General features: G+C 70.4%; 21 protein-coding genes. 7 read left to right on the top strand and 14 right to left on the bottom strand.

The genetic code is table 11. The features are described 5' to 3' along the window. Nucleotides 1-39 precede the first annotated feature (39 nt). The 7 genes from VO99_RS02420 (at nt 40) to VO99_RS02450 (ending at nt 9,701) form a co-directional block, all read left to right on the top strand. Nucleotides 40-894 carry a cytochrome C assembly family protein gene (locus tag VO99_RS02420; protein ID WP_046111161.1) on the top strand — a complete coding sequence of 285 codons (855 nt, stop codon included), beginning with the start codon at nt 40-42 and terminating at the stop codon, nt 892-894. After that, nucleotides 891-1,124 (top strand): PP0621 family protein, encoded by a 234-nt coding sequence (locus VO99_RS02425; protein ID WP_046111162.1) that lies wholly within the window; start codon nt 891-893, stop codon nt 1,122-1,124. The genes VO99_RS02420 and VO99_RS02425 overlap by 4 nt, the downstream gene beginning before the upstream one ends. Further along, nucleotides 1,121-2,980, top strand: a complete 1,860-nt coding sequence (locus VO99_RS02430) for a sensor histidine kinase (RefSeq protein WP_046111163.1) — start codon at nt 1,121-1,123, stop codon at nt 2,978-2,980. Before VO99_RS02425 ends, VO99_RS02430 begins: the two co-directional genes overlap by 4 nt. After that, nucleotides 2,977-4,575 (top strand): sigma-54-dependent transcriptional regulator, encoded by a 1,599-nt coding sequence (locus tag VO99_RS02435; protein WP_046111164.1) that lies wholly within the window; start codon nt 2,977-2,979, stop codon nt 4,573-4,575. The genes VO99_RS02430 and VO99_RS02435 overlap by 4 nt, the downstream gene beginning before the upstream one ends. Further along, nucleotides 4,568-5,191 carry a 1,6-anhydro-N-acetylmuramyl-L-alanine amidase AmpD gene (gene ampD / locus VO99_RS02440; RefSeq protein WP_046111165.1) on the top strand — a complete coding sequence of 208 codons (624 nt, stop codon included), beginning with the start codon at nt 4,568-4,570 and terminating at the stop codon, nt 5,189-5,191. The genes VO99_RS02435 and ampD overlap by 8 nt, the downstream gene beginning before the upstream one ends. Nucleotides 5,192-5,421: 230 nt before the next feature. After that, nucleotides 5,422-8,352 (top strand): ribonucleoside-diphosphate reductase subunit alpha, encoded by a 2,931-nt coding sequence (locus VO99_RS02445; protein WP_083440288.1) that lies wholly within the window; start codon nt 5,422-5,424, stop codon nt 8,350-8,352. 122 nt (nt 8,353-8,474) lie between these two features. Beyond that, entirely contained in the window at nt 8,475-9,701 is a 1,227-nt protein-coding gene (locus tag VO99_RS02450) for a ribonucleotide-diphosphate reductase subunit beta (RefSeq protein ID WP_232315239.1), read from the top strand. A gap of 105 nt (nt 9,702-9,806) precedes the next feature. Here VO99_RS02450 and VO99_RS30725 read toward each other — a convergent pair whose 3' ends face one another. The 14 genes from VO99_RS30725 to VO99_RS02520 all read right to left on the bottom strand — a co-directional run bounded on the left by VO99_RS30725 (nt 9,807) and on the right by VO99_RS02520 (nt 22,776). Beyond that, the gene (locus VO99_RS30725) at nt 9,807-10,436 is read right to left on the bottom strand and encodes a hypothetical protein (protein ID WP_198156837.1); all 630 of its coding nucleotides are present in this window, start codon (nt 10,434-10,436) and stop codon (nt 9,807-9,809) included. A gap of 42 nt (nt 10,437-10,478) precedes the next feature. Beyond that, on the bottom strand, nt 10,479-11,384 hold the full coding sequence (locus tag VO99_RS02460; RefSeq protein WP_046111168.1) for a carbohydrate kinase family protein: 906 nt from the start codon (nt 11,382-11,384) through the stop codon (nt 10,479-10,481). A 31-nt stretch (nt 11,385-11,415) separates the two neighbouring features. Further along, nucleotides 11,416-12,519 (bottom strand): zinc-ribbon and DUF3426 domain-containing protein, encoded by a 1,104-nt coding sequence (locus VO99_RS02465; RefSeq protein WP_046111169.1) that lies wholly within the window; start codon nt 12,517-12,519, stop codon nt 11,416-11,418. Further along, the gene (prmA, locus tag VO99_RS02470; RefSeq protein WP_046111170.1) at nt 12,516-13,418 is read right to left on the bottom strand and encodes a 50S ribosomal protein L11 methyltransferase; all 903 of its coding nucleotides are present in this window, start codon (nt 13,416-13,418) and stop codon (nt 12,516-12,518) included. The genes VO99_RS02465 and prmA overlap by 4 nt, the downstream gene beginning before the upstream one ends. 75 nt (nt 13,419-13,493) lie before the next feature. Continuing rightward, nucleotides 13,494-14,843, bottom strand: a complete 1,350-nt coding sequence (accC, locus tag VO99_RS02475) for an acetyl-CoA carboxylase biotin carboxylase subunit (protein WP_046111171.1) — start codon at nt 14,841-14,843, stop codon at nt 13,494-13,496. Between the two features lie 10 nt (nt 14,844-14,853). After that, entirely contained in the window at nt 14,854-15,315 is a 462-nt protein-coding gene (gene accB, locus VO99_RS02480; protein WP_046111172.1) for an acetyl-CoA carboxylase biotin carboxyl carrier protein, read from the bottom strand. A gap of 221 nt (nt 15,316-15,536) precedes the next feature. Next, complete coding sequence (locus VO99_RS02485; protein WP_046111173.1) at nt 15,537-16,061, bottom strand: TlpA family protein disulfide reductase; 525 nt, start codon at nt 16,059-16,061, stop codon at nt 15,537-15,539. Continuing rightward, nucleotides 16,058-16,666: a hypothetical protein gene (locus tag VO99_RS02490; RefSeq protein WP_232315240.1), complete on the bottom strand. Its 609-nt coding sequence runs from the start codon at nt 16,664-16,666 to the stop codon at nt 16,058-16,060. Before VO99_RS02490 ends, VO99_RS02485 begins: the two co-directional genes overlap by 4 nt. 29 nt (nt 16,667-16,695) lie before the next feature. Beyond that, on the bottom strand, nt 16,696-17,466 hold the full coding sequence (locus VO99_RS02495) for a transglycosylase domain-containing protein (RefSeq protein ID WP_046111175.1): 771 nt from the start codon (nt 17,464-17,466) through the stop codon (nt 16,696-16,698). Next, nucleotides 17,463-18,326 carry a shikimate dehydrogenase gene (gene aroE / locus VO99_RS02500; protein WP_046111176.1) on the bottom strand — a complete coding sequence of 288 codons (864 nt, stop codon included), beginning with the start codon at nt 18,324-18,326 and terminating at the stop codon, nt 17,463-17,465. The genes VO99_RS02495 and aroE overlap by 4 nt, the downstream gene beginning before the upstream one ends. After that, nucleotides 18,323-19,252: an energy transducer TonB gene (locus tag VO99_RS02505; protein WP_083440290.1), complete on the bottom strand. Its 930-nt coding sequence runs from the start codon at nt 19,250-19,252 to the stop codon at nt 18,323-18,325. The genes aroE and VO99_RS02505 overlap by 4 nt, the downstream gene beginning before the upstream one ends. A 5-nt stretch (nt 19,253-19,257) precedes the next feature. Next, nucleotides 19,258-21,312 (bottom strand): ribonuclease catalytic domain-containing protein, encoded by a 2,055-nt coding sequence (locus VO99_RS02510; protein ID WP_046111177.1) that lies wholly within the window; start codon nt 21,310-21,312, stop codon nt 19,258-19,260. Nucleotides 21,313-21,434: 122 nt separating this feature from the next. Beyond that, a complete protein-coding gene (gene fabG / locus VO99_RS02515; protein ID WP_046111178.1) occupies nt 21,435-22,175 on the bottom strand; it encodes a 3-oxoacyl-[acyl-carrier-protein] reductase in 741 nt (246 codons plus the stop codon). A 7-nt stretch (nt 22,176-22,182) separates the two neighbouring features. After that, nucleotides 22,183-22,776 (bottom strand): YqiA/YcfP family alpha/beta fold hydrolase, encoded by a 594-nt coding sequence (locus VO99_RS02520; protein ID WP_046111179.1) that lies wholly within the window; start codon nt 22,774-22,776, stop codon nt 22,183-22,185. Between the last annotated feature and the right edge of the window lie 259 nt (nt 22,777-23,035).

Below are 23,035 nucleotides of genomic sequence, written 5' to 3' on the forward strand. Positions count from 1 at the left end.
CGCCCGGCGGTGCCGTGGGGCGAACGTACACTTTCCATCATGAATTCCCTGTCAGGTTCCACCGACATGGCGACCCTGGTCGCATGGGTGCTCGGGCTGCTGGCGCTCGTGGGCTATGCGGCGGCCACCTGGCCCATCGAAGCCCGCTCGCGCTGGCCTGCCGGTGCCCTGGCCGCGGCCTGGGTGGCGCACGGCCTGGCGCTGGTGGTGGACATCGGCGGCCTGGGCGAGGCTCAGCGCGGCACCCGCTTCGGCTTCGCGCCCGCACTCTCGGTGACGGTGTGGCTGGTGCTGGCCATGCATGCGGTGGAGAGCCGCTTCGTGCCGCTGCCGGGCGTGCGGCGCCTGTTGGCGGTGGCCGGCAGCGCGGTGGTGCTGCTGACGCTGGTGTTCCCGGGCGACGTGCAGGTGCATGTGGGCTCGCCCTGGGTGCCGCTGCACTGGCTGCTGGGCGTGGCCTCGTACGGCCTGTTCGGTGCGGCGGTGCTGCATGCCACGCTGCTGGACGCGGCCGAGCGCCAGATGCGCCCGCGTGCCGGCCGCCCGCCGCCGGCCCCGGGCGGCGTGCTGCCGGCGCCGCTGGGCCTGCCGTTGATGCGGCTGGAGCGGCTGACCTTCCGCTTCGTCGATGCCGGCTTCGTGGTGCTCAGTGCCGCGCTGCTGCTGGGCATCGGCAGCACGCTGCAGGGCCCGGCGCCCTGGCGCTGGGACCACAAGACAGTGTTCTCGCTGCTGGGCTGGGGCACGGTGGCGGTGCTGATGGTCGGCCGCCACCTGCGCGGCTGGCGCGGCCGACACGCCACCCGCTGGCTCTACGTGGGCGCGGCGCTGCTGCTGCTGGCCTACATCGGATCGCGCTTCGTGCTGGAAGTGCTGCTGGGCCGGCTGTCATGAAGTACGTGGTGCTGTTGCTCATCGTGGCGCTGGTGCTCTATGTGATGTCGCGCAAGCGCGCCGCGCCGCCACCGCCGCCGCCTGCCAAGCCGCCGCCGGCGCCGCGCATCGAAGGCATCGTGGCCTGCGAGCGCTGCGGCCTGCACCTGCCGCGCAGCGAGGCCCTGCCCGGGCCCGGCGGCGAGCTGTTCTGCAGCCCCGCGCACCGCGACGCGGGACCGCCCGGGTGACGCCGGCGCCCGGCCACGCCGAGCCGCAGGCCGCCGAGCGCAGGCGCAGCGGCCGCCGCGTGACCGACCGCGGCGCCGAGCCCACCCAGGCCTGGCTGGGCAGCTTTGCTGCGGCGCCCGAACCCGCTGCGCGCAGCGGCCCGGGACGCCGTGCCGACGCCGGCACCGCGCAGCCTGCGTTCCAGCGCTTCTACCGCCTGTTCCTGGGCGCGCGTGCGGTCATCGGGCTGGCGCTGCTGCTGGCGCAGGGCGCCGGCAGCGTGCTGGGCCTGCGGGCGCTGCTGCCGGCCCTGAGCCTGGCGCTGGCCTATGCCGCGCAGGCGCTGCTGCTGTGGCTGCTGCCGCGCTTCCGCGATGCGGGCGCCGGGCCGTCGCTGTCCACGCCGGCGGTGGCGGCCACCATCGTGGTGGACGTGGTGGTGTTCTCCAGCCTGCACCTGCTGGACCCGGCGTCGGGCTTCAACTACGTGGCCCTGCTGGTGCTGCCGGTGCTGATGGCCGCGGTGCTCACGCCGCGGCTCACCTCGCTGGCCACCGCTGCGGCCGCGGCCCTGGTGCTGCTGGCCGGTGCCTGGCGCGGCACGCTGGCCGGCGGCGACCTGGCGGTGCTGATGATGCAGGCCGGCCTGGCCGGCATCGGCCTGTTCGTCATCGCGCTGCTGGCCGGCGAACTGGCCAGCCGCCTGGCGCGCGAGGAAGCCGCCGCCCGCGGCAGCCTGGAGCTGGCGCGCCAGCAGGCGCAGCTCAACCGGCTGGTGATCGAGCAGATGGCCGATGGCGTGCTGGTGATCGACCGCCGCATGCGGGTGCGTGCCGCCAACCCGGCCGCGCGCCGGCTGCTGGCCGACGAAGGCCTGGCACCGGCTGCGCCGTTCGAGCTGCTGCAGGTGCCGGCCTGGCAGGCGCTGGCGGCAGCGGTGTCCGACGCCTTCGAGGCCGGGGGCTGGGGCGACGGGCAGCGCGAGGCCGTCCTCGACTTCGGCCCTGGCGGCCAGCGCCAGCTGCGCCTGCGCGCGCGCTTCACCGGCCGCCGCGCCGAGGACCGCCTGGCCGTCCCCGGCCGCGGCGCCGGCGAGGAACTGTGCGTGCTGTTCCTGGAAGACCTGCGCAGCGTGCAGGCCCGCACCCGGCAGGAGAAGCTGGCCGCGATGGGCCGGGTGTCGGCCGGCATCGCACACGAGATCCGCAATCCGCTGGCGGCCATCGCGCAGGCCAATGCGCTGATGGAGGAGGATGCCGAGGCGCCCGACCAGCAGCGGCTCACACGCATCGTGTCCGACAACGTGGAGCGGCTCAAGCGCATCGTGGACGACGTGCTGGAGGTGGCCCCCGGCGCCGCACCGAGCGCCCGGCTGATCGACCTCGGCGGCGAGGTGGCCTCGGTGATCGCCGAATGGGCGCGTGCAGAGCAGCTGGAGTTCGGCCCCAGCAGCCGGCTGCAGGTGCAGCTGGCCGCGCCGATGCTGGACACGCCGGAGCCGATGTTCGTGCGCTTCGACCCCGACCACCTGCGCCGCGTGCTGGTCAACCTGCTGGACAACGCGCACCGCCATGCCAGCGCCGCGCCGGGCGCCATCCGCGTGGTGCTGGCCCGCGAAGCATCCGGCCACGCGCGGCTGCACGTGGCCAGCGACGGCCCGCCCATCCCGCCGGACGTGGAGCGCCATCTCTTCGAGCCCTTCTTCTCCACCCGCAGCCGGGGCACCGGCCTCGGCTTGTATATTTGCCGCGAGCTGTGCGAGCGGTACGGCGCCAGCATCGACTACCAGCTGCGGCCCGCCGACCAGCCCTTGCGCAACGAGTTCTCGGTGACCATCCCGCTCGCTGCCGTCACCCCCACCGCGCCGCTGCCATGACGACCGCTACGCCTTTCAGCCTGCTCGTCGTCGATGACGAGCCCGACCTGCGCACGCTGTACGAGCTCACGCTCATCCGCGAGGGCTACGACGTGGAGACCGCCGGTTCGGTCGACGACGCGCTGGCCCTGCTGGCCGGCCGCCGCTACAGCGCGGTGATCACCGACATGCGGCTGCCCGACGGCAGCGGGCTCGATCTGCTGCGCCACATCGAGCAGCAGGGCCGGCCGGAGAAGGCCATCGTGATCACCGCCTATGGTTCCGCCGAGAACGCGGTGGAGGCCCTGAAGGCCGGCGCCTACGACTACCTGACCAAGCCGGTGGACCTGCGGCAGTTCCGTGCCGTGGTGGCCTCGGCGCTGGGCCGCAGCGGCCAGCCGCTGCCCACGGTGGTGCCTTCCAGCCTGCCCTCGGCCGCGTTCGAGCCGCCGGCCGCCAGTGCGCCGCCGCGGTTGCGGCCAGCCCCCGCGCCCGCGCCTTCGTCGGCGCCGATGTCCGCGCGTGGGGCGGTCATGCCGATACCGCCGGCCGAGCCGGCACCGGTGTCGGCCGCGCTGGCACGGCTGGTGGGCACCTCGGGCGCGATGCAGCAGGTGCGCTCGCTGATCGAGAAGGTGTCGCGCAGCATGGCGCCGGTGCTGGTGCAGGGCGAGTCGGGCACCGGCAAGGAACTGGTGGCCCGGGCCATCCACAAGGTGAGCTCGCGTGCCGAGGGCCCGTTCATCGCGGTGAACTGCGGCGCCATCCCGGAGCAACTGCTGGAGGCCGAGTTCTTCGGCTACCGCAAGGGCGCGTTCACCGGCGCCGCCGAGGACCGCGAAGGCTTCTTCCAGGCCGCGCATGGCGGCACGCTGTTCCTCGACGAGATCGGCGACCTGCCGCTGTCGATGCAGAGCAAGCTGCTGCGCGTGATCCAGGAGCGTGCGGTGCGGCCGGTGGGTGCGGTGAACGAGGCACAGGTCAACGTGCGCATCGTCAGCGCCACCCACAAGGACCTGGCGGCCGAGGTGCAGGGCGGCCGCTTCCGCCAGGACCTGTTCTATCGCCTGAACGTGATCCAGATCCGCGTGCCGCCGCTGCGCGAGCGGCTGGACGACCTGCGTCCCATCTGCGCCGCGGTGCTGGAGCGCATCGCGCGCGATGCGGGCGTGACGCCACCGCCGCAGCTCAGCGACGATGCCTTCGAGCACCTGGCGCGCTATGCCTTCCCCGGCAACGTGCGGGAGCTGGAGAACCTGCTGCAGCGTGCGGTGGCCATGTCGGGCAGCGACCTCATCGGCCGGCTGGACCTCGGCCTGCCCGATGCCGCCTTCGCCGAGACCGAATCGGCCGACCATTCGCTCGACGGCCCGCCGGCCGCGCCGGCCGCGCCGGCCGGCGGCCTGCGCACCGATGCGCCGCTGCCCACCGACCTGGCCGCCTACCTGGACGACATAGAGCGCGACATCCTGGCCCGTGCGCTGGAGCGCCACCGCTACAACCGCACCGCCGCGGGCGCCAGCCTGGGCCTGTCGCTGCGGCAGATGCGCTACCGCATGGCGCGGCTGGGCGTGCATGTGGGCGATGGCAGCGGCGATGCCACGGCCGATGCCTGAGCCCCTGCCTGTCGACCGGCAGCCGCTGGCCGCCGGCTGGTGGCCCGCCGCCCGGCCCGTGGCGTCGCCCAACCACGGGCCGCGGCCGGATGGGGCGGCCGTCACGCTGCTGGTGCTGCATTCCATCAGCCTGCCGCCGGGGGTGTATGGCGGCGACGAGATCGAGCGCCTGTTCACCAACACCCTGGATTGGGCCGCGCATCCGTACTTCGAGCAGATCCGCGGGGCACAGGTTTCGGCGCATTTCGTCATCCGGCGCGGTGGCGAGGTGCTGCAGTTCGTGTCCTGCGACCGGCGCGCGTGGCATGCCGGCCAATCGGCCTGGCGCGGCCGGGCCAACTGCAACGACTTCTCCATCGGCATCGAGTTCGAAGGCCTGGAAGGCACGGCGTTCGAGCCCGCGCAGTACGCGGCGCTGGGGCCGCTGGTGGCGGCGCTGGCCGCGGCCTATCCGCTGGTGGACGTGGCCGGCCATGAGCACGTGGCCCCGGGCCGCAAGCACGACCCCGGCGCCGCCTTCGACTGGACCCTGGCCGAGGAAACGGTGCGCAGTCAAGGGGTGAAACTCCACTGGCCACCCCCACTTTCGCTCGAGATGCAACAGCCCCACGGCTAGTGTTCGCGGCGCTGGCAAACACTAGATCTAGTGCTATCCTAGAGCCACTGCACGGTTGATCCGCGGCCCGTCAAGCCGCCCGGTCGCCGCTTCGCGCAGCCTCTTTCCAGCAGCTATTTCCTCCGCACAACGGTCCGCCGGCAAGGCTCTTCCAGCGCCTGGCCCGGCAGCCTTTTTGCCCGATTTTTCTGCACCGATTCTTTCTAACACCCAGTCAGGAGAAGCGCTCCATGCACGCTACAGCCAGTACTCCGGCGTCGTCCCCGGTGTTGCCGACGACCTCCCGCCCCACCGCCGCCAGCGCCGCCGCGCCGGCCTACCAGGGCTACCAGATCCTGCGGCGCAACGGCGCCGTCGTGTCCTTCGAGCCCAACAAGATCGCGGTGGCGCTGATGAAGGCCTTCCTGGCCGTGCACGGCACCCAGGGCGCAGCCTCGGCCAGCGTGCGCGAGACGGTCGACGGCCTGACCGAGAACGTGGTGCGCGCGCTGCTGCGCTCGCGTCCGGGTGGCGGCACCTTCCACATCGAGGACGTGCAGGACCAGGTCGAGCTGGGCCTGATGCGCGGCGGCCACCATGAAGTGGCGCGGGCCTACGTGCTGTACCGCGAGCGCCGTTCGCAGGAGCGTGCGCGCCAGGTGGCGCCGGCCGAGGCCGCCTCGCCGCACCAGTTCTTCGTGACCGAGAACGGCGTGCGCACGCCGCTGGACGATGCCCGCCTGCAGCTGCTGATCGAATCGGCCTGCGCCAACCTGGGCGCTGACATCCGCCCCGAGCCCATCCTGGCCGAGACGCGCCGCAACCTGTACGACGGCGTGCCGATCGAAGAGGTGCACAAGGCCGCCATCCTGGCCGCCCGCACGCTGATCGAGAAGGACCCCGGCTACACCCGCGCCACCGCCCGCCTGCTGCTGCACACCATCCGCAAGGAAGTGCTGGGCTTCGAGGCGATGCATGCCGACATGGCCACGCAGTACGCCGAGTACTTCCCCACCTTCATCAAGAAGGGCGTGCAGGCCGAGCTGCTGGACGAGAAGCTGATGCAGTTCGACCTGGCCCGCCTGGGTGCGGCGCTGAACGCCGACCGCGACCTGCAGTTCGACTACCTCGGCCTGCAGACGCTGTACGACCGCTACTTCCTGCATGTCAACGAGACCCGCATCGAGCTGCCGCAGGCCTTCTTCATGCGCGTGGCCATGGGCCTGTCGCTGGGCGAGATCGACCGCGAGGCGCGTGCGATCGAGTTCTACAACGTGCTGTCGACCTTCGACTTCATGTCGAGCACGCCCACGCTGTTCAATGCCGGCACCCGCCGCTCGCAGCTGTCGAGTTGCTACCTCACGACCGTGGCCGACGACCTCGACGGCATCTACGAGGCGCTGAAGGAAAACGCGTTGCTGAGCAAGTTCGCCGGCGGCCTGGGCAACGACTGGACCAACGTGCGTGCGCTGGGCTCCTACATCAAGGGCACCAACGGCAAGAGCCAGGGCGTGGTGCCGTTCCTGAAGGTGGTCAACGACACCGCGGTGGCGGTGAACCAGGGCGGCAAGCGCAAGGGCGCGGTGTGCGCCTACCTGGAGACCTGGCACCTCGACATCGAGGAATTCCTGGAGCTGCGCAAGAACACCGGCGACGACCGCCGCCGCACCCACGACATGAACACGGCGAACTGGATTCCCGACCTGTTCATGAAGCGCGTGATGGAAGGCGGCGAGTGGACGCTGTTCTCGCCCTCCACCTGCCCCGACCTGCACGACAAGATCGGCAAGGCGTTCGAGGAGGCCTATGTCGCCTACGAGGCCAAGGCCGACCGCGGCGAGATCAAGCTGTTCCGCCGCATGCCCGCCAAGGACCTGTGGCGCAAGATGCTCTCGATGCTGTTCGAGACCGGCCACCCCTGGATCACCTTCAAGGACGCCTGCAACGTGCGCTCGCCGCAGCAGCACGTGGGCGTGGTGCACTCGTCCAACCTGTGCACCGAGATCACGCTGAACACCAGCGACTCCGAGATCGCCGTGTGCAACCTCGGCTCGGTGAACCTGGCGCAGCACCTGAAGGACGGCGCGATCGACCACGACAAGTTGAAGCGCACCGTGTCCACCGCGATGCGCATGCTCGACAACGTGATCGACATCAACTACTACGCCGTCAAGAAGGCGCGTGACTCCAACCTGCGGCATCGTCCGGTGGGCCTGGGCATCATGGGCTTCCAGGACGCGCTGTACCAGCTGCGCACGCCCTACGCCAGCCAGGCCGCGGTGGAGTTCGCCGACCGTTCGATGGAAGCCGTGTGCTACCACGCCTACTGGGCCTCGACCGACCTGGCCGCCGAGCGCGGCCGCTACTCCAGCTACCGCGGCTCGCTGTGGGACCGTGGCGTGCTGCCGCTCGATTCGCTGAAGCTGCTGGCCGAGGAGCGTGGCGGCTACGTGGAAGCCGACACCGCCGCCACGCTGGACTGGGACGCGCTGCGTGCCCGCATCGCCGAGCACGGCATGCGCAACAGCAACTGCGTGGCCATCGCGCCCACGGCCACCATCTCCAACATCGTGGGCGTGGATGCATCGATCGAGCCCTGCTTCGGCAACCTGTCGGTCAAGTCCAACCTGTCGGGCGAGTTCACCGTCATCAACGAGTACCTCGTGCAGGACCTGAAGAAGCTGGGCCTGTGGGACGACGTGATGGTGATGGACCTCAAGCACTTCGATGGTTCGCTGCGCCGCATCGACCGCGTGCCTGAAGACCTGAAGCAGCTGTACGCCACCGCCTTCGAGGTGGAGACGCAGTGGCTGGTGGAAGCCGCGGCCCGCCGCCAGAAGTGGATCGACCAGGCGCAGAGCCTCAACATCTACATGGCCGGTGCCTCGGGCAAGAAGCTCGACGAGACCTACAAGCTCGCTTGGATCCGCGGCCTCAAGACCACCTACTACCTGCGCACCATGGGTGCCACGCATGCGGAGAAGTCGACGGTCAAGGCCGGTGCGATGAACTCGGTGAGCTCGGGTGCCAACAGCTCGCATGGTGCGCATGTGAGCGGTGGCGGCATGTCGGCCATCGATGCCGCTGCAGCCCAGGCCCGTGCCGCACAAGCGGCCGCCGAGCCGGCCACCGACATCAAGTTCTGCAGCATCGACGACCCCGGCTGCGAAGCCTGCCAGTGATGCCGTCTGCGATGCGATGTTGTCGATGCAATGCGGCAACATCGACATCGCATTGATGTCAATAAGTGCTTGGTGTTTGAACACAACACTCGGATAATTTCAACACCTGAGGATGTACATACATGCTGGTCTGGGAAGAAGACAAACCGGTCGAAGCCAAGGCTCCTGAAAGAGCCCCCCACACTGTTGACGCGAAGCCCCAAACGACTCGCGCGACGACGGCTTCACCGGCCCTGCAAACCGCGCAGTCCATGCCCGCTGCAGCCCCCGCCGTCGCGGCTGCCACCGTCCCCGCAGGCACATCGATTGCCGCCGCTGTTCAACACAACACGCGCCGCGTCAACGTGGCCGACAAGCGGATCATCAATGGCCAGACGGATGTCAACCAGCTCGTCCCGTTCAAGTACAAGTGGGCTTGGGAGAAGTACCTCGCCACCTGTGCCAACCACTGGATGCCGCAAGAGGTGAACATGTCGCGCGACATCGCGACCTGGAAGGACCCCAACGGCCTGACGGACGACGAGCGCCGCATCATCAAGCGCAACCTCGGCTTCTTCGTGACGGCCGATTCGCTGGCCGCCAACAACATCGTGCTGGGCACCTATCGCCATATCACGGCGCCCGAGTGCCGCCAGTTCCTGCTGCGCCAGGCGTTCGAGGAAGCGATCCACACGCACGCCTATCAGTACATCGTCGAGTCGCTCGGGCTCGACGAGAGCGAGATCTTCAACGCCTACAACGAGGTGAAGTCGATCCGCGACAAGGACGAGTTCCTGATCCCCTTCATCGGCGCGATCATGGACCCCAACTTCCACACCGGCACGCCCGAGGACGACCAGACCCTGCTCAAGAGCCTGATCGTCTTCGCCTGCCTGATGGAGGGCCTGTTCTTCTACGTCGGCTTCACGCAGATCCTTGCGCTGGGCCGGCAGAACAAGATGACGGGCGCGGCCGAGCAGTACCAGTACATCCTTCGCGACGAGTCGATGCACTGCAACTTCGGCATCGACCTCATCAACCAGCTCAAGCTCGAGAACCCGCACCTCTGGACGGCGGAGTTCAAGGCCGAGATCACGGCGCTGTTCCTGAAGGCCGTCGACCTCGAATACCGCTATGCCGAAGACACCATGCCGCGTGGCGTGCTGGGTCTGAACGCGTCCATGTTCAAGGGCTACCTGCGCTACATCGCCAACCGGCGGGCCACGCAGATCGGCCTCGACCCGCTCTTCCCGAACGAGGAGAACCCGTTCCCGTGGATGAGCGAGATGATCGACCTGAAGAAGGAGCGCAACTTTTTCGAAACCCGCGTCATCGAGTACCAATCCGGTGGCGCACTGAGCTGGGACTGAACGCCGCTTTGACGAGCAGCAGACAGCTCCCTGGTGTGAAGAGATCAAGATCCGCGGCACGAGAAGCCAGGCCATAGAAGCCGGGCTCCCGGGTCGCCACCCCGTTCACCGTACCGAGGCAGCCGGCGCTACGCCGGAAGACCACGGACGGTGGGCCACCTTGCTGTAACTCGAGCGGCAGGGTGCTGTTTGCAACTTGATCAAGGAGATTGAAATGGCAACTGCGAAGAAGGCCGCACCGGCCAAGAAGGCCCCGGCGAAGAAGGCCGCGGCACCGGCCAAGAAGGCGGCGCCCGCGAAGAAGGCGGCACCGGCCAAGAAGGCGGCGCCGGCGAAGAAGGCCGCTGCACCGGCGAAGAAGGCTGCCGCCAAGAAGGCAGCGGCGCCGGCCAAGAAGGCGGCAGCTCCGGCGAAGAAGGCCGCGGCGAAGAAGTCGGCGGCACCGGCCAAGAAGGCGGCGGCTCCGGCGAAGAAGGCGGCTGCCAAGAAGGCCGCCGCGCCGGCGAAGAAGGCTTCCGCACCGGCCAAGAAGGCGGCTGCGAAGAAGACCTCGTCGTCCACGCCGGCCAAGAAGGCGGCCGCTGCCCCGGCCAAGAAGGCTGCTGCGAAGAAGGCCGCGAAGAAGGCGCCGACCCCCAGTGCCCCTGCGGCCCCTGCGGCGAAGACGGCGTTGAGCCCGGCGGCAGCCTGGCCCTTCCCGACCGGCAACAAGCCCTGATCGTCTTCTGACGACATGAAGCCCGGCCTGGTGCCGGGCTTTTCTTTTTGTGGGGCGCTTCAGCCCTCCAGGATGGCCGGATCCACCTGGTGGTTCTGGCCGCCGCGGCTGGCGATCTTCAGCGCACCCAGGCGGTTGCCCAGCGCCGCGCAGCGGGACAGCTCCCAGCCTCGTTCCAGGCCGTACAGCAGGCCGCCGCGGAAGGCGTCGCCGCAGCCGGTGGGGTCGAGCACGTCGCTGGCCTTCACGCCGGGCACCAGCGTGCGCTGGCCCTGCTGCCACACCTCGCAGCCCTGGTCGGCCAGCGTGACCACCACGCCCTTCAGGTGCGAGCGCGAGAGCGCCTCGATGTCGGTGCCCATGCGTTCGCACAGCATGCGGGCTTCATAGTCGTTGACGGTCACCCAGGTGGCCTGCTCGACGAAGCGGCGCAGCTCGGCGCCGTCGAACATCGGCAGGCCCTGGCCCGGGTCGAACACGAAGGGGATGCCGGCCGCATGCATCTGCTGCGCATGCACCAACATGGCGTCGCGGCCGTCGGGGGCGATGATGCCGATCTTCAGGTCGCTGCGCGCAGGCACTTCGGTCAGGTGGGCCAGGCTCATCGCACCGGGGTGAAAGGCCCAGATCTGGTTGTTGTCCTGGTCGGTGATGCACATGCCCTGCGCGGTGTAGCTGCCGGCGTCGGTGTGGATGCAGGACACGTCGATGCCCAGGCCTTGCAGCCGCTCCACATAGTCCTTGCCGTCGCTGCCCACCGCGGCCATCACCACAGCGTCGCCACCCAGCGCCCGCAGGGTGTAGCCGATGTTGCCGGCGCAGCCGCCGTACTCCTTGCGCAGCGTGGGCACCAGGAAGCTGACGTTCAGGATGTGGACCTGCTCCGGCAGGATCTGCTGCGCAAAGCGGCCCGGGAAGTTGGTGATCGTGTCGAACGCAAGCGATCCGCAGATGAGGGCGGCCATGGAGGCTCCTGGAGAAGAGAGGGCGAAGGGATCAGGGGTAGAAGATCTCGACGGTGTAGCCGGTGAGCTTGCGTTCGCCGCCAGCCAGCACGCCCTGCAGCTTGAGCGTGCCGCCGGCCGCCAGGGTGTTGCCGCTGGCGCCCATGGCGGCAGCGCTCAGCACCTTGCGGCTGACCACCTGGCCCTGCGCATCGGTGAGCGTGAGCTCGAAGGCGGGCAGCATCACCGGCACGCGGTCGTTGTTGCGCAGCGTGGCGTTGAACTCGTAGCTGTTGGCATGGCCTTCCAGCTTGACCAGGCCGCTGCTGTCCACGGCCAGGCTGTCCACCCGGCGCAGCGGCTCCACCTGGCAGCCGGCCAGGCCGCACAGTGCGTGCAGCACCGGCGCCGATTCCGGCCAGCGGGCGGCCAGCGCATCGCGCCAGCGCAGGCCGATCTGGGCCAGCAGCAGCAGCGCCAGCAGCACCGCGGCCAGCACCAGCAGCCCGCGCACGCCGGGGCGCTGCCACAGGCCGGCCTGTCGCGGCGATGGGCGGCGCATGAACTCGGGCGTGGCAGGCCGGGCCGGGGCCGCGGCGGCGGCCGCCGGCGGCACCGGCGCCGGATCGGCCCAGGCGGCGGCGGGTCGGGCGGCCGGCGGCGGCGGCACCAGGTCGGGCGGCGATTCGCGCATCGGCAGCGGGGCCGAGCGGGCACGGAAGGGCTCGTCGTCCGGCTCGTCGTCCGAGAATTCCTGCGGCGCCTGCGTGGGCTGGAAGCGCGGGTCCAGGCGGTGGCCGTCGTCGGGTTCGTCGTCGGGCTGGTGCAGCAGCGGACGGTGGTCCAGCCGGGCGGAAGCGGGCAGGTCGTCGCCGGGCAGGTCGGACGGCTCGAAGGGCGGCGGCTCCAGGGGGCCCAGCGCGCCGGCACGCGGCGCCGGCAGGGGCTCTTGCGGCGCCTGCGGGGCAGGCGGTTCACCATCGGGCGCGCCCGGCCAGGGCGGGGGCGTCTCCTGTTCGAGGTCGAACAGCGACTCCAGCGCATTGAACACCGCCTCGCAGCGGCCGCAGCGCACCCAGCCCTCGGAGACCTTGAGCTGATCCTCGACCACGCGGAACACCGTGCCGCACTGGGCGCAGCGGGTGGCCAGGCTCATGGTGCGAAGCGGGCGGTCATGAGCACCCAGCCGTCCTCGCGGTCGTGCACCGCCAGCTCGCACCAGGGTGCGTAGGCGGCCGTCAGTTCCTCGGCCTGGCGTTCCAGGATGCCGGCCAGCACCAGGTCGCCGCCCGGGGCCACATGGCCGCACAGCAGCGGCGCCAGCAGCTTCAGCGGCGTGGCCAGGATGTTGGCCAGCACCAGCGGGTAGTGCCCGCCGGCCGCGTCGGGCAGCCCAGCGTGCAGCGTGACGCCGTTGGCCTGGGCATTGGCCAGGGTGGAAGTGACGGCCGCGGGGTCGATGTCCACCGCGTCGATGGCCCGGCCGCCGTGCAGCGCCGCGCCGATGGCCAGGATGCCGGAGCCGCAGCCGTAGTCCAGCACCCGCGACCAGCCGGCGCCGCGCCCGGCCGCCTGGCGGGCGATCCAGCGCAGGCACATGCGGGTGGTGGGATGCGTGCCGGTGCCGAAGGCCAGGCCAGGGTCGAGCCGGATGACCTGCCGGGCGGCGGCGGGCGGCTCATGCCAGGTGGGCACGATCCAGAAGTCGGGCGTGATCTCCACCGGCGCGAACTGCGATTGCGTCAGCCGCACCCAGTCCTGCTCCGGCACCAGCTGCAGGCCCTGCATCGCCACGTCGGCGGCCCAGTCCTGGGCCAGCAGCAGCGTGGCGGCCTCGGTGGCCTGTGCCTCTTCGGCGAACAGCGCGCGCAGCGTGGAGCGCTGCCAGCCGGCCTTGGGAGCCGGCATGCCCGGTTCGCCGAACAGCGCCTGCTCGGCGTCGCTGTCTGCGTCGGCGTCTTCCACCGAGACCGACAGCGCGTCCAGCTCGAGCATCAAGGCATCGGACACCGCCTCGACCAGCGGCTCCGGCGCGCGCAGCACCAGCTCAAACATGCGGGCCTCCGCAGCCGATGCCGAGCCGCCTCGCGGGGCAGCGAAGCGGCGAAGCCGTGAGCGTGGGGGCGGACATCATCTCTTGTGTTGGGCGAGCCAGCCTTCGAGGTAATGGATGCTGGTGCCGCCTTCGATGAACTTGGCGTCCACCATCAGCTCGCGGTGCAGCGGGATGTTGGTCTGGATGCCTTCGACCACCGTCTCGTCCAGCGCGGTGCGCATGCGGGCCAGGGCCTGCTCGCGGGTGTCACCGTGCACGATGATCTTGCCCACCATCGAGTCGTAGTTCGGCGGCACGAAGTAGTTCGAGTAGATGTGCGAGTCCACCCGCACGCCCGGGCCGCCCGGCGGATGCCACATCGTGATGCGGCCCGGCGAGGGCACGAAGGTGTACGGGTTCTCGGCATTCACCCGCACCTCGATCGCATGGCCGCGCTGCTGGATCTGGCGCTGCGCGAAGGGCAGCTTCTCGCCGGCGGCCACGCGGATCTGCATCTGCACGATGTCGATGCCGCTGACCATCTCGGTCACCGGATGCTCCACCTGCACCCGGGTGTTCATCTCGATGAAGTAGAACTCGCCGTTCTCGTACAGGAACTCGAAGGTGCCGGCACCGCGGTAGCCGATCTTCTTGCAGGCGGCGGCGCAGCGGTCGCCGATGCGTTCGATCACCCGGCGCGGGATGCCCGGCGCCGGCGCTTCCTCGATGATCTTCTGGTGGCGGCGCTGCATGGAGCAGTCGCGCTCGCCCAGCCACACCGCATTGCGGTGCGAGTCGGCCATCACCTGGATCTCGATGTGGCGCGGGTTCTGGAGGAACTTCTCCATGTACACCGCCGGGTTGCCGAAGGCGGCACCGGCCTCGGCCTTGGTGGTCTGCACCGCATGCAGCAGCGCTGCCTCGGTGTGCACCACGCGCATGCCGCGGCCACCGCCGCCGCCGGCGGCCTTGATGATCACCGGGTAGCCGATGGCGCGGGCGGTGCGGATGATCTCCTTCGGGTCGTCGGGCAGCGCGCCCTCCGAGCCCGGCACGCAGGGCACGCCCGACTTGATCATGGCCTGCTTGGCCGAGACCTTGTCGCCCATGATGCGGATGGATTCGGGCGTCGGCCCGATGAAGACGAAGCCGCTCTTCTCCACGCGCTCGGCGAAGTCGGCGTTCTCGGACAGGAAGCCGTAGCCGGGGTGGATGGCCTCGGCGTCGGTCACCTCCGCGGTGGAGATGATGGCCGGCATGTTGAGGTAGCTCTGCGCCGACGGCGCCGGGCCGATGCACACCGCCTCGTCGGCCAGCTTCACGTACTTGGCGTCGCGGTCGGCCTCGGAATACACCACGACCGACTTGACGCCCATCTCGCGGCAGGCGCGCTGGATGCGCAGGGCGATCTCGCCGCGGTTGGCGATCAGCAGTTTCTTGAACACGAGGCCGGCCTCACTCGATGATGAACAGCGGCTGGCCGAATTCGACCGCCTGGCCGTTGTCCACCAGGATCTTGGTGACGGTGCCGCTCTTGTCGGCTTCGATCTCGTTCATGATCTTCATCGCCTCGATGATGCACAGCGGCTCGCCTTCCTTGACGGCCTGGCCCACCTCGGCCAGCGGCTTGGCACCCGGGCTGGACGCCGCATAGAACGTGCCCACCATCGGCGACTTGACGATGTGGCCGCTGGGCTCGGCCGGTGCCTCCACCGCCGGCGCGGCTGCCGGGGCGGCAGCGGCCAGCGGCGCCGGTGCCTGCTGCAGCGGCGCGGGAGCCGGTGCATAGGCCTGCGGCGCGGCCTGCGGATCGGCCTTGACGATGCGCACCTTGCCATCGGCCTCGGTGATCTCGAGCTCGGAGATGTTCGATTCCGACACGAGGTCGATGAGCGTTTTGAGCTTGCGCAGATCCATTGTTCGTTCTCCTGCACACGAAGCGGGCAGCACCCGGCATCACGCGCGATCAAGTCAAGTTTTGCGGCGAAGTGGCCGGCATCACCGGCGTTTCGTCCACCCTGGCGTCGCAGCGGAACAACAGGTCCGCGAATAATTGCGAGCAGGGCGCGGGGAGCGAACTCTACGCGGTTTATCCGCCGTTACCCGGTGTTGACAAAAATTAGAAGGCTGTTAGGGCTTCAGCCCGCGGAGCGGGCCCAGGAGGCCAATTCCTCGTAGCTCGTCTCGCCCAGCTTGCGATGAAGCGGCCGGCCATCGCGGCCGAACACCACGGTGAACGGCAGCGCACCGGCCGTGTTGCCCAGCCGCTTGGACAGGTCGGTGCCTTCCAGCCCCGCCAGTCCGATGGGGAACCCCAGCGGCTGCTTGCGCAGGAACTCGCGCACGGGGGTGGGCCCATCCACCGCCAGGCCCACCACGCGCCAGCCGGCGACCCGGAAGTCGGTGTGGAAGCGGTCGATCTGCGGCAGCTCCTTCACGCATGGCGGGCACCAGGTGGCCCAGAAGTTGAGCACCAGCGGCTGGCCGCGCAGGCCGGCCATCTGGAGCTCGCCGCCGTCCGGCTGGGTGAAGCTGAGCGACCACAGCGCCGCCGCGGCCTCGTCATCCACCGGGCCGGGCGACAGCCGCCACCACGCCAGGCCGGCGCCAGCTACCGCGGCCAGGGCGCCCACGCCGGCGAACAAGGTGCTGCGTCTTTTCATGTGTCGGAAGCCTCGGGGTCGGCCGCATCCTCGGCCATGCGGCGCCGCAAGGCGCCCAGGTCGCCGCGCAGGGTGCGGCCGGTGGCATCGGGCTTGAGGGCGCCGCGCAGGTCGTCCAGGTCGCGGATGGCGAGGAACAGCGTCACGTGATCGTCCAGCTCGGGGCACCAGCTGGCCAGCGAGAGCATGTCCACCGGCTCGCCGCCGCGCGGGGACGGCAGGCTGCCGACGTCGTAGTCGACGCCCTGGTTGATCAGCTCGATCTCGGCCGACTTGGTGTCGTCGCAATACAGGTCCAGGTGCAGGGCCGACAGCCGGGTGGCGGTGCCGCGCCAGGCGGCGCCCGACAGGTGCGGCCGGAACTCGGCCAGCCGCTCCATCCAGCGCAGCGCCAGGCCGCGCAGCGCGGCCAGTTCGGCCGGCTGGGTATCGGCGCAGAACACGCTGATGTACTCGCGCACCGCGTCCTCCACCGCGTCGTTGCCAGGCAGGTCGGCCGGGCGCGAGCGGCCGAGCGAACGGGCGGCCTTGCGCTTGGCCGGGCCGTACTCCATGCCTTCTTCCACTACCAGGCGGGCGGCGGTGGCGGCGATGTCGGCACTCATCGATTCACTCATGCCGGGGATGATACGGATCAGGGCAGTTCCACCGCGCCCATGCGGGCGGCGACGGTGCCGGCGCGGCCCACGATGTAGGGCGAGCCCGGCCGCCGCTCGAAGCGCTTGGGCGCCGGCAGCATCACCGCCAGCCGGGCGGCCTGCGCCGTGCCGAGCTGCGCCGCATCGACCCGGAAGTAGTGCCGCGCGGCGGCCTGGGCGCCGAACACGCCTTCGCCCCATTCCACGTTGTTCAGGTAGATCTCCAGGATGCGCTGCTTGCCCAGCAGGGTCTCCAGCATGTAGGTGATGACCAGTTCCTGCCCCTTGCGCACCGTGGTGCGCTCGGACGAGAGAAACAGGTTCTTGGCCAGCTGCTGGGTGATGGTGGAGCCGCCCACGATGCGCGGCTGCGCCGGCACGGGCGGTGCCTTGGCCGCGGCCTTGCCCTGGCGCTGGGCCAGCAGCTGGTTGCGTTTCTCGGCCTGGGCCTCGGCGCGCAGGTTGCGGTCCCAGGCCTTCTCGATGGCTTCCCAGTCCACGCCGCCGTGGTCCACGAAGCTGGCGTCCTCGCTGGCGATCACCGCGCGCTTCAGGCTGGGCGCGATGCGCTCATAGGGCACCCACTGCTGGCTCCAGCCGGCCTGGCGCCCGGCCTGGCTGCCCAGCAGCCGCCGCGCCTCGCTGCGCTGGAAGGCGGTGGATTGCGGGTCGACCACCACCATCAGCGCCACGCGCAGGCCGAAGTACAGCTGCAGTGCCAGGAAGCACAGCACCGCCAGAGCGATCCAACGGCCCAGCTGCTTCATGGCCGGGCCAGCGCCTCGCGCAGCGCAGCCAGCACCGGCGCCGTCTGCGGCCGCACGCCGCGCCAGAGGAAGAAGGCCTCGGCCGCCTGCTCCACCAGCATGCCCAGGCCGTCGCGGGCCACGGCGCCATGGGCCCGCGCCCACTGCAGGAAGGGCTCGGCCGCCGGGCCGTACATCAGGTCGATGGCCAGCGTGCCCGGCCGCAGCACCGAGGCCGGCACGGGCACGGCCGCGCCTTGCAGGCTGGTGGCGCTGCTGTTGAGCACCACGTCGAACGGGCCTTCGGGCAGGTCCAGCCCGCCGGCCTGCAGCCGCACGCCGTGGCGCCGGGCCCAGTCGGCGTGGCGGTCCACCAGGGCCTGGGCCTTGGCTGGCGTGCGGTTGGCCACCACGATCTCACGCGGCCGGCCTTCGATCAGCGGCCCCAGTGCGCCGGCGGCCGCCCCGCCTGCGCCCACCAGCAGCACCCGGGTGCCGTCCAGCGGCACGCCGGCGTTGGCGATGTCGCGCGCCAGGCCGATGCCGTCGGTGTTGTCGGCCACCCAGCCGTCGGGCCGCAGGTCCAGCACATTGGCCGCGCCGGCCAGCGCGGCGCGCTCGCTGACGCGGGCGGCCAGGCCGGGGGCTTCGAGCTTGAAGGGCACGGTGACGTTGCAGCCCTTGCCGCCTTCGGCGATGAACTGCCGCAGCGTGTCGGCAAAGCCGTCGAAGGGGCTGAGCACCCGGCTGTAGCGCACCGGCTCGCCGGTCTGGCGGGCGAAGGCGGCGTGGATGAAAGGCGACTGGCTGTGCTGGATCGGGTTGCCGATCACGGCATACAGCTCGTCGGCGGGCGCGGAGGCGGTTGCGGAGGTGCTCATCGTCGGGAGGTGGCGGACAGGCTGGTTTCCAGCCCGTCGTCGCGGGTGAATCTGAAGCGGGAGGTGACCACGATCTGGTCGGCCTCCTGTTGCATGGCCGCATTGAAGCGGCCGAAGGGCGAGGCCGCATGCACGATGGCCACGGCGCGCTGGTCCAGGTGGCGGTTGCCGGAGGAGCGCAGCACCTCGGCCTCCACCACCTGGCCGAGCGCATCCACGGTGACGTTCATCGTCAGCTCGCCGTACAGCTTGCGGCCCTGGAAGCGCGGAAAGTCGCGGGTGCCGCGTTCCTCGATGCGGCGGCGCAGGCGGTCGTAGTAGGTGGCGTAGGTCACCTCGCGGGTGGCCGGGCTGATGTAGCGGCGCCGCGGCTCGGCGTTCTGCTGGTTGATGCGGGTTTCGATCTCGGCCAGCAGGCGCAGCATCTGGCGGCGCTTTTCCTCCTGCGCGTCGCCGTCGGCCGCGCCGGTGTCGCGCCGGGGATCGGGCGGCGGCAGCAGCGCCAGCTCGCGCCGCACCTGGGCCAGCAACTGCTGCTGCTGGGTCTGCATCTGCTCGATGCGGCGCTGGCGGCTGTCGGCGTCCTCGCCGCTGCGCACTTCCAGCGTGGGCGGCAGCGGTGAGGTGGCGCGGCCCTGCGTGGCTTCGCCGCCACCAGCCAGCGCGGCCTGGGCCAGCGCCTGGGCCTGCGGTGGCGGCTCCGCGCCGCGGGCGTTCACCAGGATGACTTCCAGCGGCGATTCGCCCATGCGCTGCAGCAGCCCGGCAGGCGAGGCCACCTGCATCGTCAACAGGCCGGCATGCACGCCCACCGAGGCCAGCAGCGCCCACTGCAGCGTGCCCCAGCCGCGCAGGCGCCGCAGCAGGGCGGGGCGGCCGGCCGGCCGGCCCCCGCCACCGCGTGCCAGGCGCTGCGCCGCGGCCATCGGCGTCAGGCCGCCGCGGGGGCGGCACCCTCCTGCGGTGCGGCGGCGCCCGCCTCGGGCGCATCGCCCAGGTCGATGGCCAGCGACAGCGGCGCGGCTTCCTGCACCTCCTCGTCCACCTCGGCATCGGTCTCGGCAGCCACCTCGGCCACCGCGTCGTCCAGGCGGGTGACGAGCTGCGCATGCAGGTCCAGCGTCAGCAGGTCCATGCCGGTGATGCGCACGCGCACGTGCGCGCCGCGCGGCAGCTGCTCGCAGCCGTTGGCACGGAACACCAGCGGCAGCGTGTCGGCGCGCACCAGGCCGTCCTTCATCACCGCGGCTTCCAGCTCGGTCACGCCGTTCTGCTCCAGCCAGCGCAGCGTCCAGTAGCGCTCGATGCCGTGCTGGAAGTCGTTGTAGGCGCCGTAGGCGGCGTCGAAGGCCGAGATGATGGAGAACAGCTGCGCATCCTTCGGCTTGAAGGGCGCGGCCAGCGCGGCGGTGCGGCCGTGGCGCGCGCAGGCGATGATCTGCCACTGGTTGACCAGGTCGACGTAGCGGCGCAGCGGCGAGGTGGCCCAGGTGTACTGCGCCACGCCCATGCCCGCATGCGGCAGCGCCTTGGTGCCCATGCGCACCTTGATGCCGGGTGCCAGGCTGGCCTGGCTGCGGTAGATGCCGGGCAGGCCGCATTCGGCCAGCCAGCCGCCCCAGGTGCTGTTGGCCAGGATCATCGCCTCGGCCACGATCAGGTCCAGCGGTGCGCCGCGGCGGCGGGTGCTGATCTGCACCGTCTCGTCGCCCTCGGGCACGCCGGTATTCCCTTCCAGCCGGAAGTTGTAGTCGGGCCGATTGAAGTTCTCCGGCTTGCCGCGCACCACCTCGCGCCGGGCCTTCAGGTGCTGCGCCAGCCGGAAGGCAAAGGCCAGCTCGGGCGCGAAGGCATAGTCCGCCGGCGCCGCGCCGGTGAGCGTGGCCTCGGTCACCACGTCGTCCAGCCGGTCGTGGCGCAGGTTGGCGGCGATGGGCACACGCTCCAGCTTCGTCTCGCTGGCGCGCACTTCCAGCGTGGCCTCGTCCATCGTCACGTACAGGCTGACGGCCGGGCAGTCCTGGCCTTCGGCCAGCGTGTAGCGCTGCACCACCTCGTCGGGCAGCATCGTCAGCTTCCAGCCGGGCATGTAGACGGTGGACAGGCGCTCGCCGGCCACCTTGTCGATGGCGCTGCCCGGCGCAAAGGCCAGGCCGGGCGCGGCGATGTGGATGCCGAACACCACGGTGCCGGTGCCCAGGCCCTGCACCGACAGCGCATCGTCGATCTCGGTGGTCTGCGAATCGTCGATCGAGAAGGCCTGCACCGGCGCCAGCGGCAGCGGCTCGGCAATGTCGGGCGCCTGCAGCGCCGGAAAGCCCGTGCCCTTCGGGAACTGCTCGAACAGGAAGCGCTTCCAGTGGAACTGGTACGGGCTGCGGATGGCGCCCGCGGCCTTCAGCAGGTCCAGCGGCGCGCGCTGCGAGCGCTTGGCCGCCTCCACCACGGCCTTGTACTCGGGCGCGTTCTTGTCGGGCTTGAACAGGATCTTGTAGAGCTGCTCCTGCACCGGCTCGGGGCAGCGACCCTCGGCCAGCTCGGTGGCCCAGGACTCGATCTGCGCGGCCTGCTGCTTCTTGCGCTCGATGCCCAGCAGCGCGGCCTTGACGGTCTCCTCCGGCGCCTTCTTGAACAGGCCCTTGCCGACGCGGCGGAAGTAATGCGGTGCTTCGTAGAGGCGGAAGAGGGCGGCGGCCTGCTGCGCCAGCCCGGCCTTGGCATCGAAGTAGTCGCGCGCCAGGTCGGCGAAGCCGAACTCCCCTTCGGGGGCGAATTCCCAAGCCAGGTCGAGGTCGATCTCGGGTGCCAGGCGCTGCCCTTCGGCGATCAGCTCCGCCGGGGCGGGCTTGTCGAACTTGAGCAGGACGTTGGCCGCCTTGACCTTGACGCGCTTGCCCGAGTCGAGCTCGATCTGCATCGAGCTCTCGGCCTCGGACATCACGCGGCCGGCCAGGAACTTGCCGGATTCATCGAACAGTGCATACATCGGCCAATTGTCACACCCTGATCAAGCGGAGCCTCTCGCGGCCGCCGCCCGGCCGCCCCGAAGGCGGCCGCGTTAACCGCTTGGCGGGTGGGGCCGTGTACTCACCGCACCGGGTGCGCGATTCAGACGGTCATGCCGCCAGACACCTCGATCACGGCGCCGTTCACATAGCTCGCCTCGTCGCTGGCCAGGAACGCATACACGTTGGCGATCTCTTCCGCCTTGCCAAGCCGATGCAGCGGCACCTGCTCGCGCATGTGGTCCAGCACCTTCTCGGGAATGGTGGACAGGATGGGCGTTTCAACGAAGCCGGGCGCCACCGCGTTCACCCGCACGCCCTTGGGGCCCAGCTCGCGGCTCCAGGTCTTGGTGAAGCCGATGACGCCGAACTTGCTGGCCGCGTAGTTGGTCTGGCCGAAGTTGCCGTAGATGCCCACCACCGACGATGCGTTCAGGATCACGCCGCCGCCCTGCGCGCTCATGGTCTCGGCCACCGCCTGCGCGCAATGGAACACGCCGCGCAGGTTGACGTCGATCACGGCGTCGAACTGCGCCTCGGTCATCTTCACCAGGCGGGCGTCCTTGGTGATGCCGGCGTTGTTCACCAGCACGTCGATGCGGCCGTGGCGGGCCTTCACCGCGGCCACCATCGCATCCACCTGGGCGCGGTCGGTCACGTCCACCACATGGCCTTCGGCGCGGCCACCGGCCTGCACGCAGTGCGTCACCGCGGCATCGATGGCCGCGGGCTTCACGTCGCACACGATCACCACCGCGCCCTCGGCCGCGAACTTGGCGGCGGTGGCCAGGCCGATGCCCTGGGCCGCGCCGGTGACGATGCAGATCTTGTCTTTCAATCTCATGGTTGCTTCAGGGTGTCAGGTGGAGGAAATCGAGCACGAAGGGCAGGTGCACGTCGAAATCGGAGATGGCGTGGTCGCCGCCTTCCAGCAGGCGCACATTGGCGCCGGCATAGCGGCCGCTCATCTCGCGCCAGTCCAGCACCTCGTCGCCCTGGCAGATGACGGCGGCATACCGCTCGGGCCGGGTGATCGCCGGCACCGTCAGCGCCCGCAGCTCGTCGATGAACTCGGGCCGGAAGAAGAAGTGCTGCCCGGGGTCGTGGAAGGCGGTCTGCTCGCCGATGTACTTTTCCAGGTCGCGCGCCGGGTTCACCGCCGGGTTCAGCAGCACGGCGGGGCAGCCGGTGCGCTCGGCCACCGCGGTGGCGTAGAAGCCACCCAGCGAGCTGCCCACCACCGCCATGTGATCGGCCGGCCAGCCGGCGATGCCTTCGGTCAGCAGCTGCATCGCCGCGCGGGGCGAGGGCGGCAGCTGGGGGCACCACCACTGCACACCGGGCCGGTGGGCCTGGATCCAGGCGCCCATGTGGCGGGCCTTGAAGGATTGCGGTGACGACCGGAAGCCGTGCAGGTACAGCAGGTGGGTGGGCGCTTGGTTCACGCAGCCAGTCTATCGGCCACCCCTGAACGCTGGCTTGCGCAGCGTGGGAACATAGGCGCTCCTGCTGCGAACCCGTTGAAAGCCGACATGCGTTCATCCGTCCGACCCGTCCGCCTGAGTGCCGTTGCAGCGGCCTTGTTGATCCTGTCCGGCTGCGCCGCGCTGCAGCGGCCGGCCGCCGGCCCGGCTGCCGCGTCCGGCAGCCCCGCGCCGGCCAGGCCGCCTGCCGCCGTGGGCGGCGGTGCCGCCACCATGGCCG

The organism is Aquincola tertiaricarbonis (assembly GCF_000969605.1).
GTDB lineage: Bacteria > Pseudomonadota > Gammaproteobacteria > Burkholderiales > Burkholderiaceae_C > Aquincola > Aquincola tertiaricarbonis.

Coding starts and splice junctions, on each gene's coding strand:
- VO99_RS02420 (WP_046111161.1), top strand. CDS start 40: ATGAATTCCCTGTCAGGTTCCACCGACATGGCGACCCTGGTCGCATGG.
- VO99_RS02425 (WP_046111162.1), top strand. CDS start 891: ATGAAGTACGTGGTGCTGTTGCTCATCGTGGCGCTGGTGCTCTATGTG.
- VO99_RS02435 (WP_046111164.1), top strand. CDS start 2,977: ATGACGACCGCTACGCCTTTCAGCCTGCTCGTCGTCGATGACGAGCCC.
- ampD (WP_046111165.1), top strand. CDS start 4,568: ATGCCTGAGCCCCTGCCTGTCGACCGGCAGCCGCTGGCCGCCGGCTGG.
- VO99_RS02445 (WP_083440288.1), top strand. CDS start 5,422: ATGCACGCTACAGCCAGTACTCCGGCGTCGTCCCCGGTGTTGCCGACG.
- VO99_RS02450 (WP_232315239.1), top strand. CDS start 8,475: ATGCTGGTCTGGGAAGAAGACAAACCGGTCGAAGCCAAGGCTCCTGAA.
- VO99_RS30725 (WP_198156837.1), bottom strand. CDS start 10,436: ATGTCGTCAGAAGACGATCAGGGCTTGTTGCCGGTCGGGAAGGGCCAG.
- VO99_RS02460 (WP_046111168.1), bottom strand. CDS start 11,384: ATGGCCGCCCTCATCTGCGGATCGCTTGCGTTCGACACGATCACCAAC.
- VO99_RS02465 (WP_046111169.1), bottom strand. CDS start 12,519: ATGAGCCTGGCCACCCGCTGCGCCCAGTGCGGCACGGTGTTCCGCGTG.
- prmA (WP_046111170.1), bottom strand. CDS start 13,418: ATGTTTGAGCTGGTGCTGCGCGCGCCGGAGCCGCTGGTCGAGGCGGTG.
- accB (WP_046111172.1), bottom strand. CDS start 15,315: ATGGATCTGCGCAAGCTCAAAACGCTCATCGACCTCGTGTCGGAATCG.
- VO99_RS02485 (WP_046111173.1), bottom strand. CDS start 16,061: ATGAAAAGACGCAGCACCTTGTTCGCCGGCGTGGGCGCCCTGGCCGCG.
- VO99_RS02490 (WP_232315240.1), bottom strand. CDS start 16,666: ATGAGTGCCGACATCGCCGCCACCGCCGCCCGCCTGGTAGTGGAAGAA.
- VO99_RS02495 (WP_046111175.1), bottom strand. CDS start 17,466: ATGAAGCAGCTGGGCCGTTGGATCGCTCTGGCGGTGCTGTGCTTCCTG.
- aroE (WP_046111176.1), bottom strand. CDS start 18,326: ATGAGCACCTCCGCAACCGCCTCCGCGCCCGCCGACGAGCTGTATGCC.
- VO99_RS02505 (WP_083440290.1), bottom strand. CDS start 19,252: ATGGCCGCGGCGCAGCGCCTGGCACGCGGTGGCGGGGGCCGGCCGGCC.
- VO99_RS02510 (WP_046111177.1), bottom strand. CDS start 21,312: ATGTATGCACTGTTCGATGAATCCGGCAAGTTCCTGGCCGGCCGCGTG.
- fabG (WP_046111178.1), bottom strand. CDS start 22,175: ATGAGATTGAAAGACAAGATCTGCATCGTCACCGGCGCGGCCCAGGGC.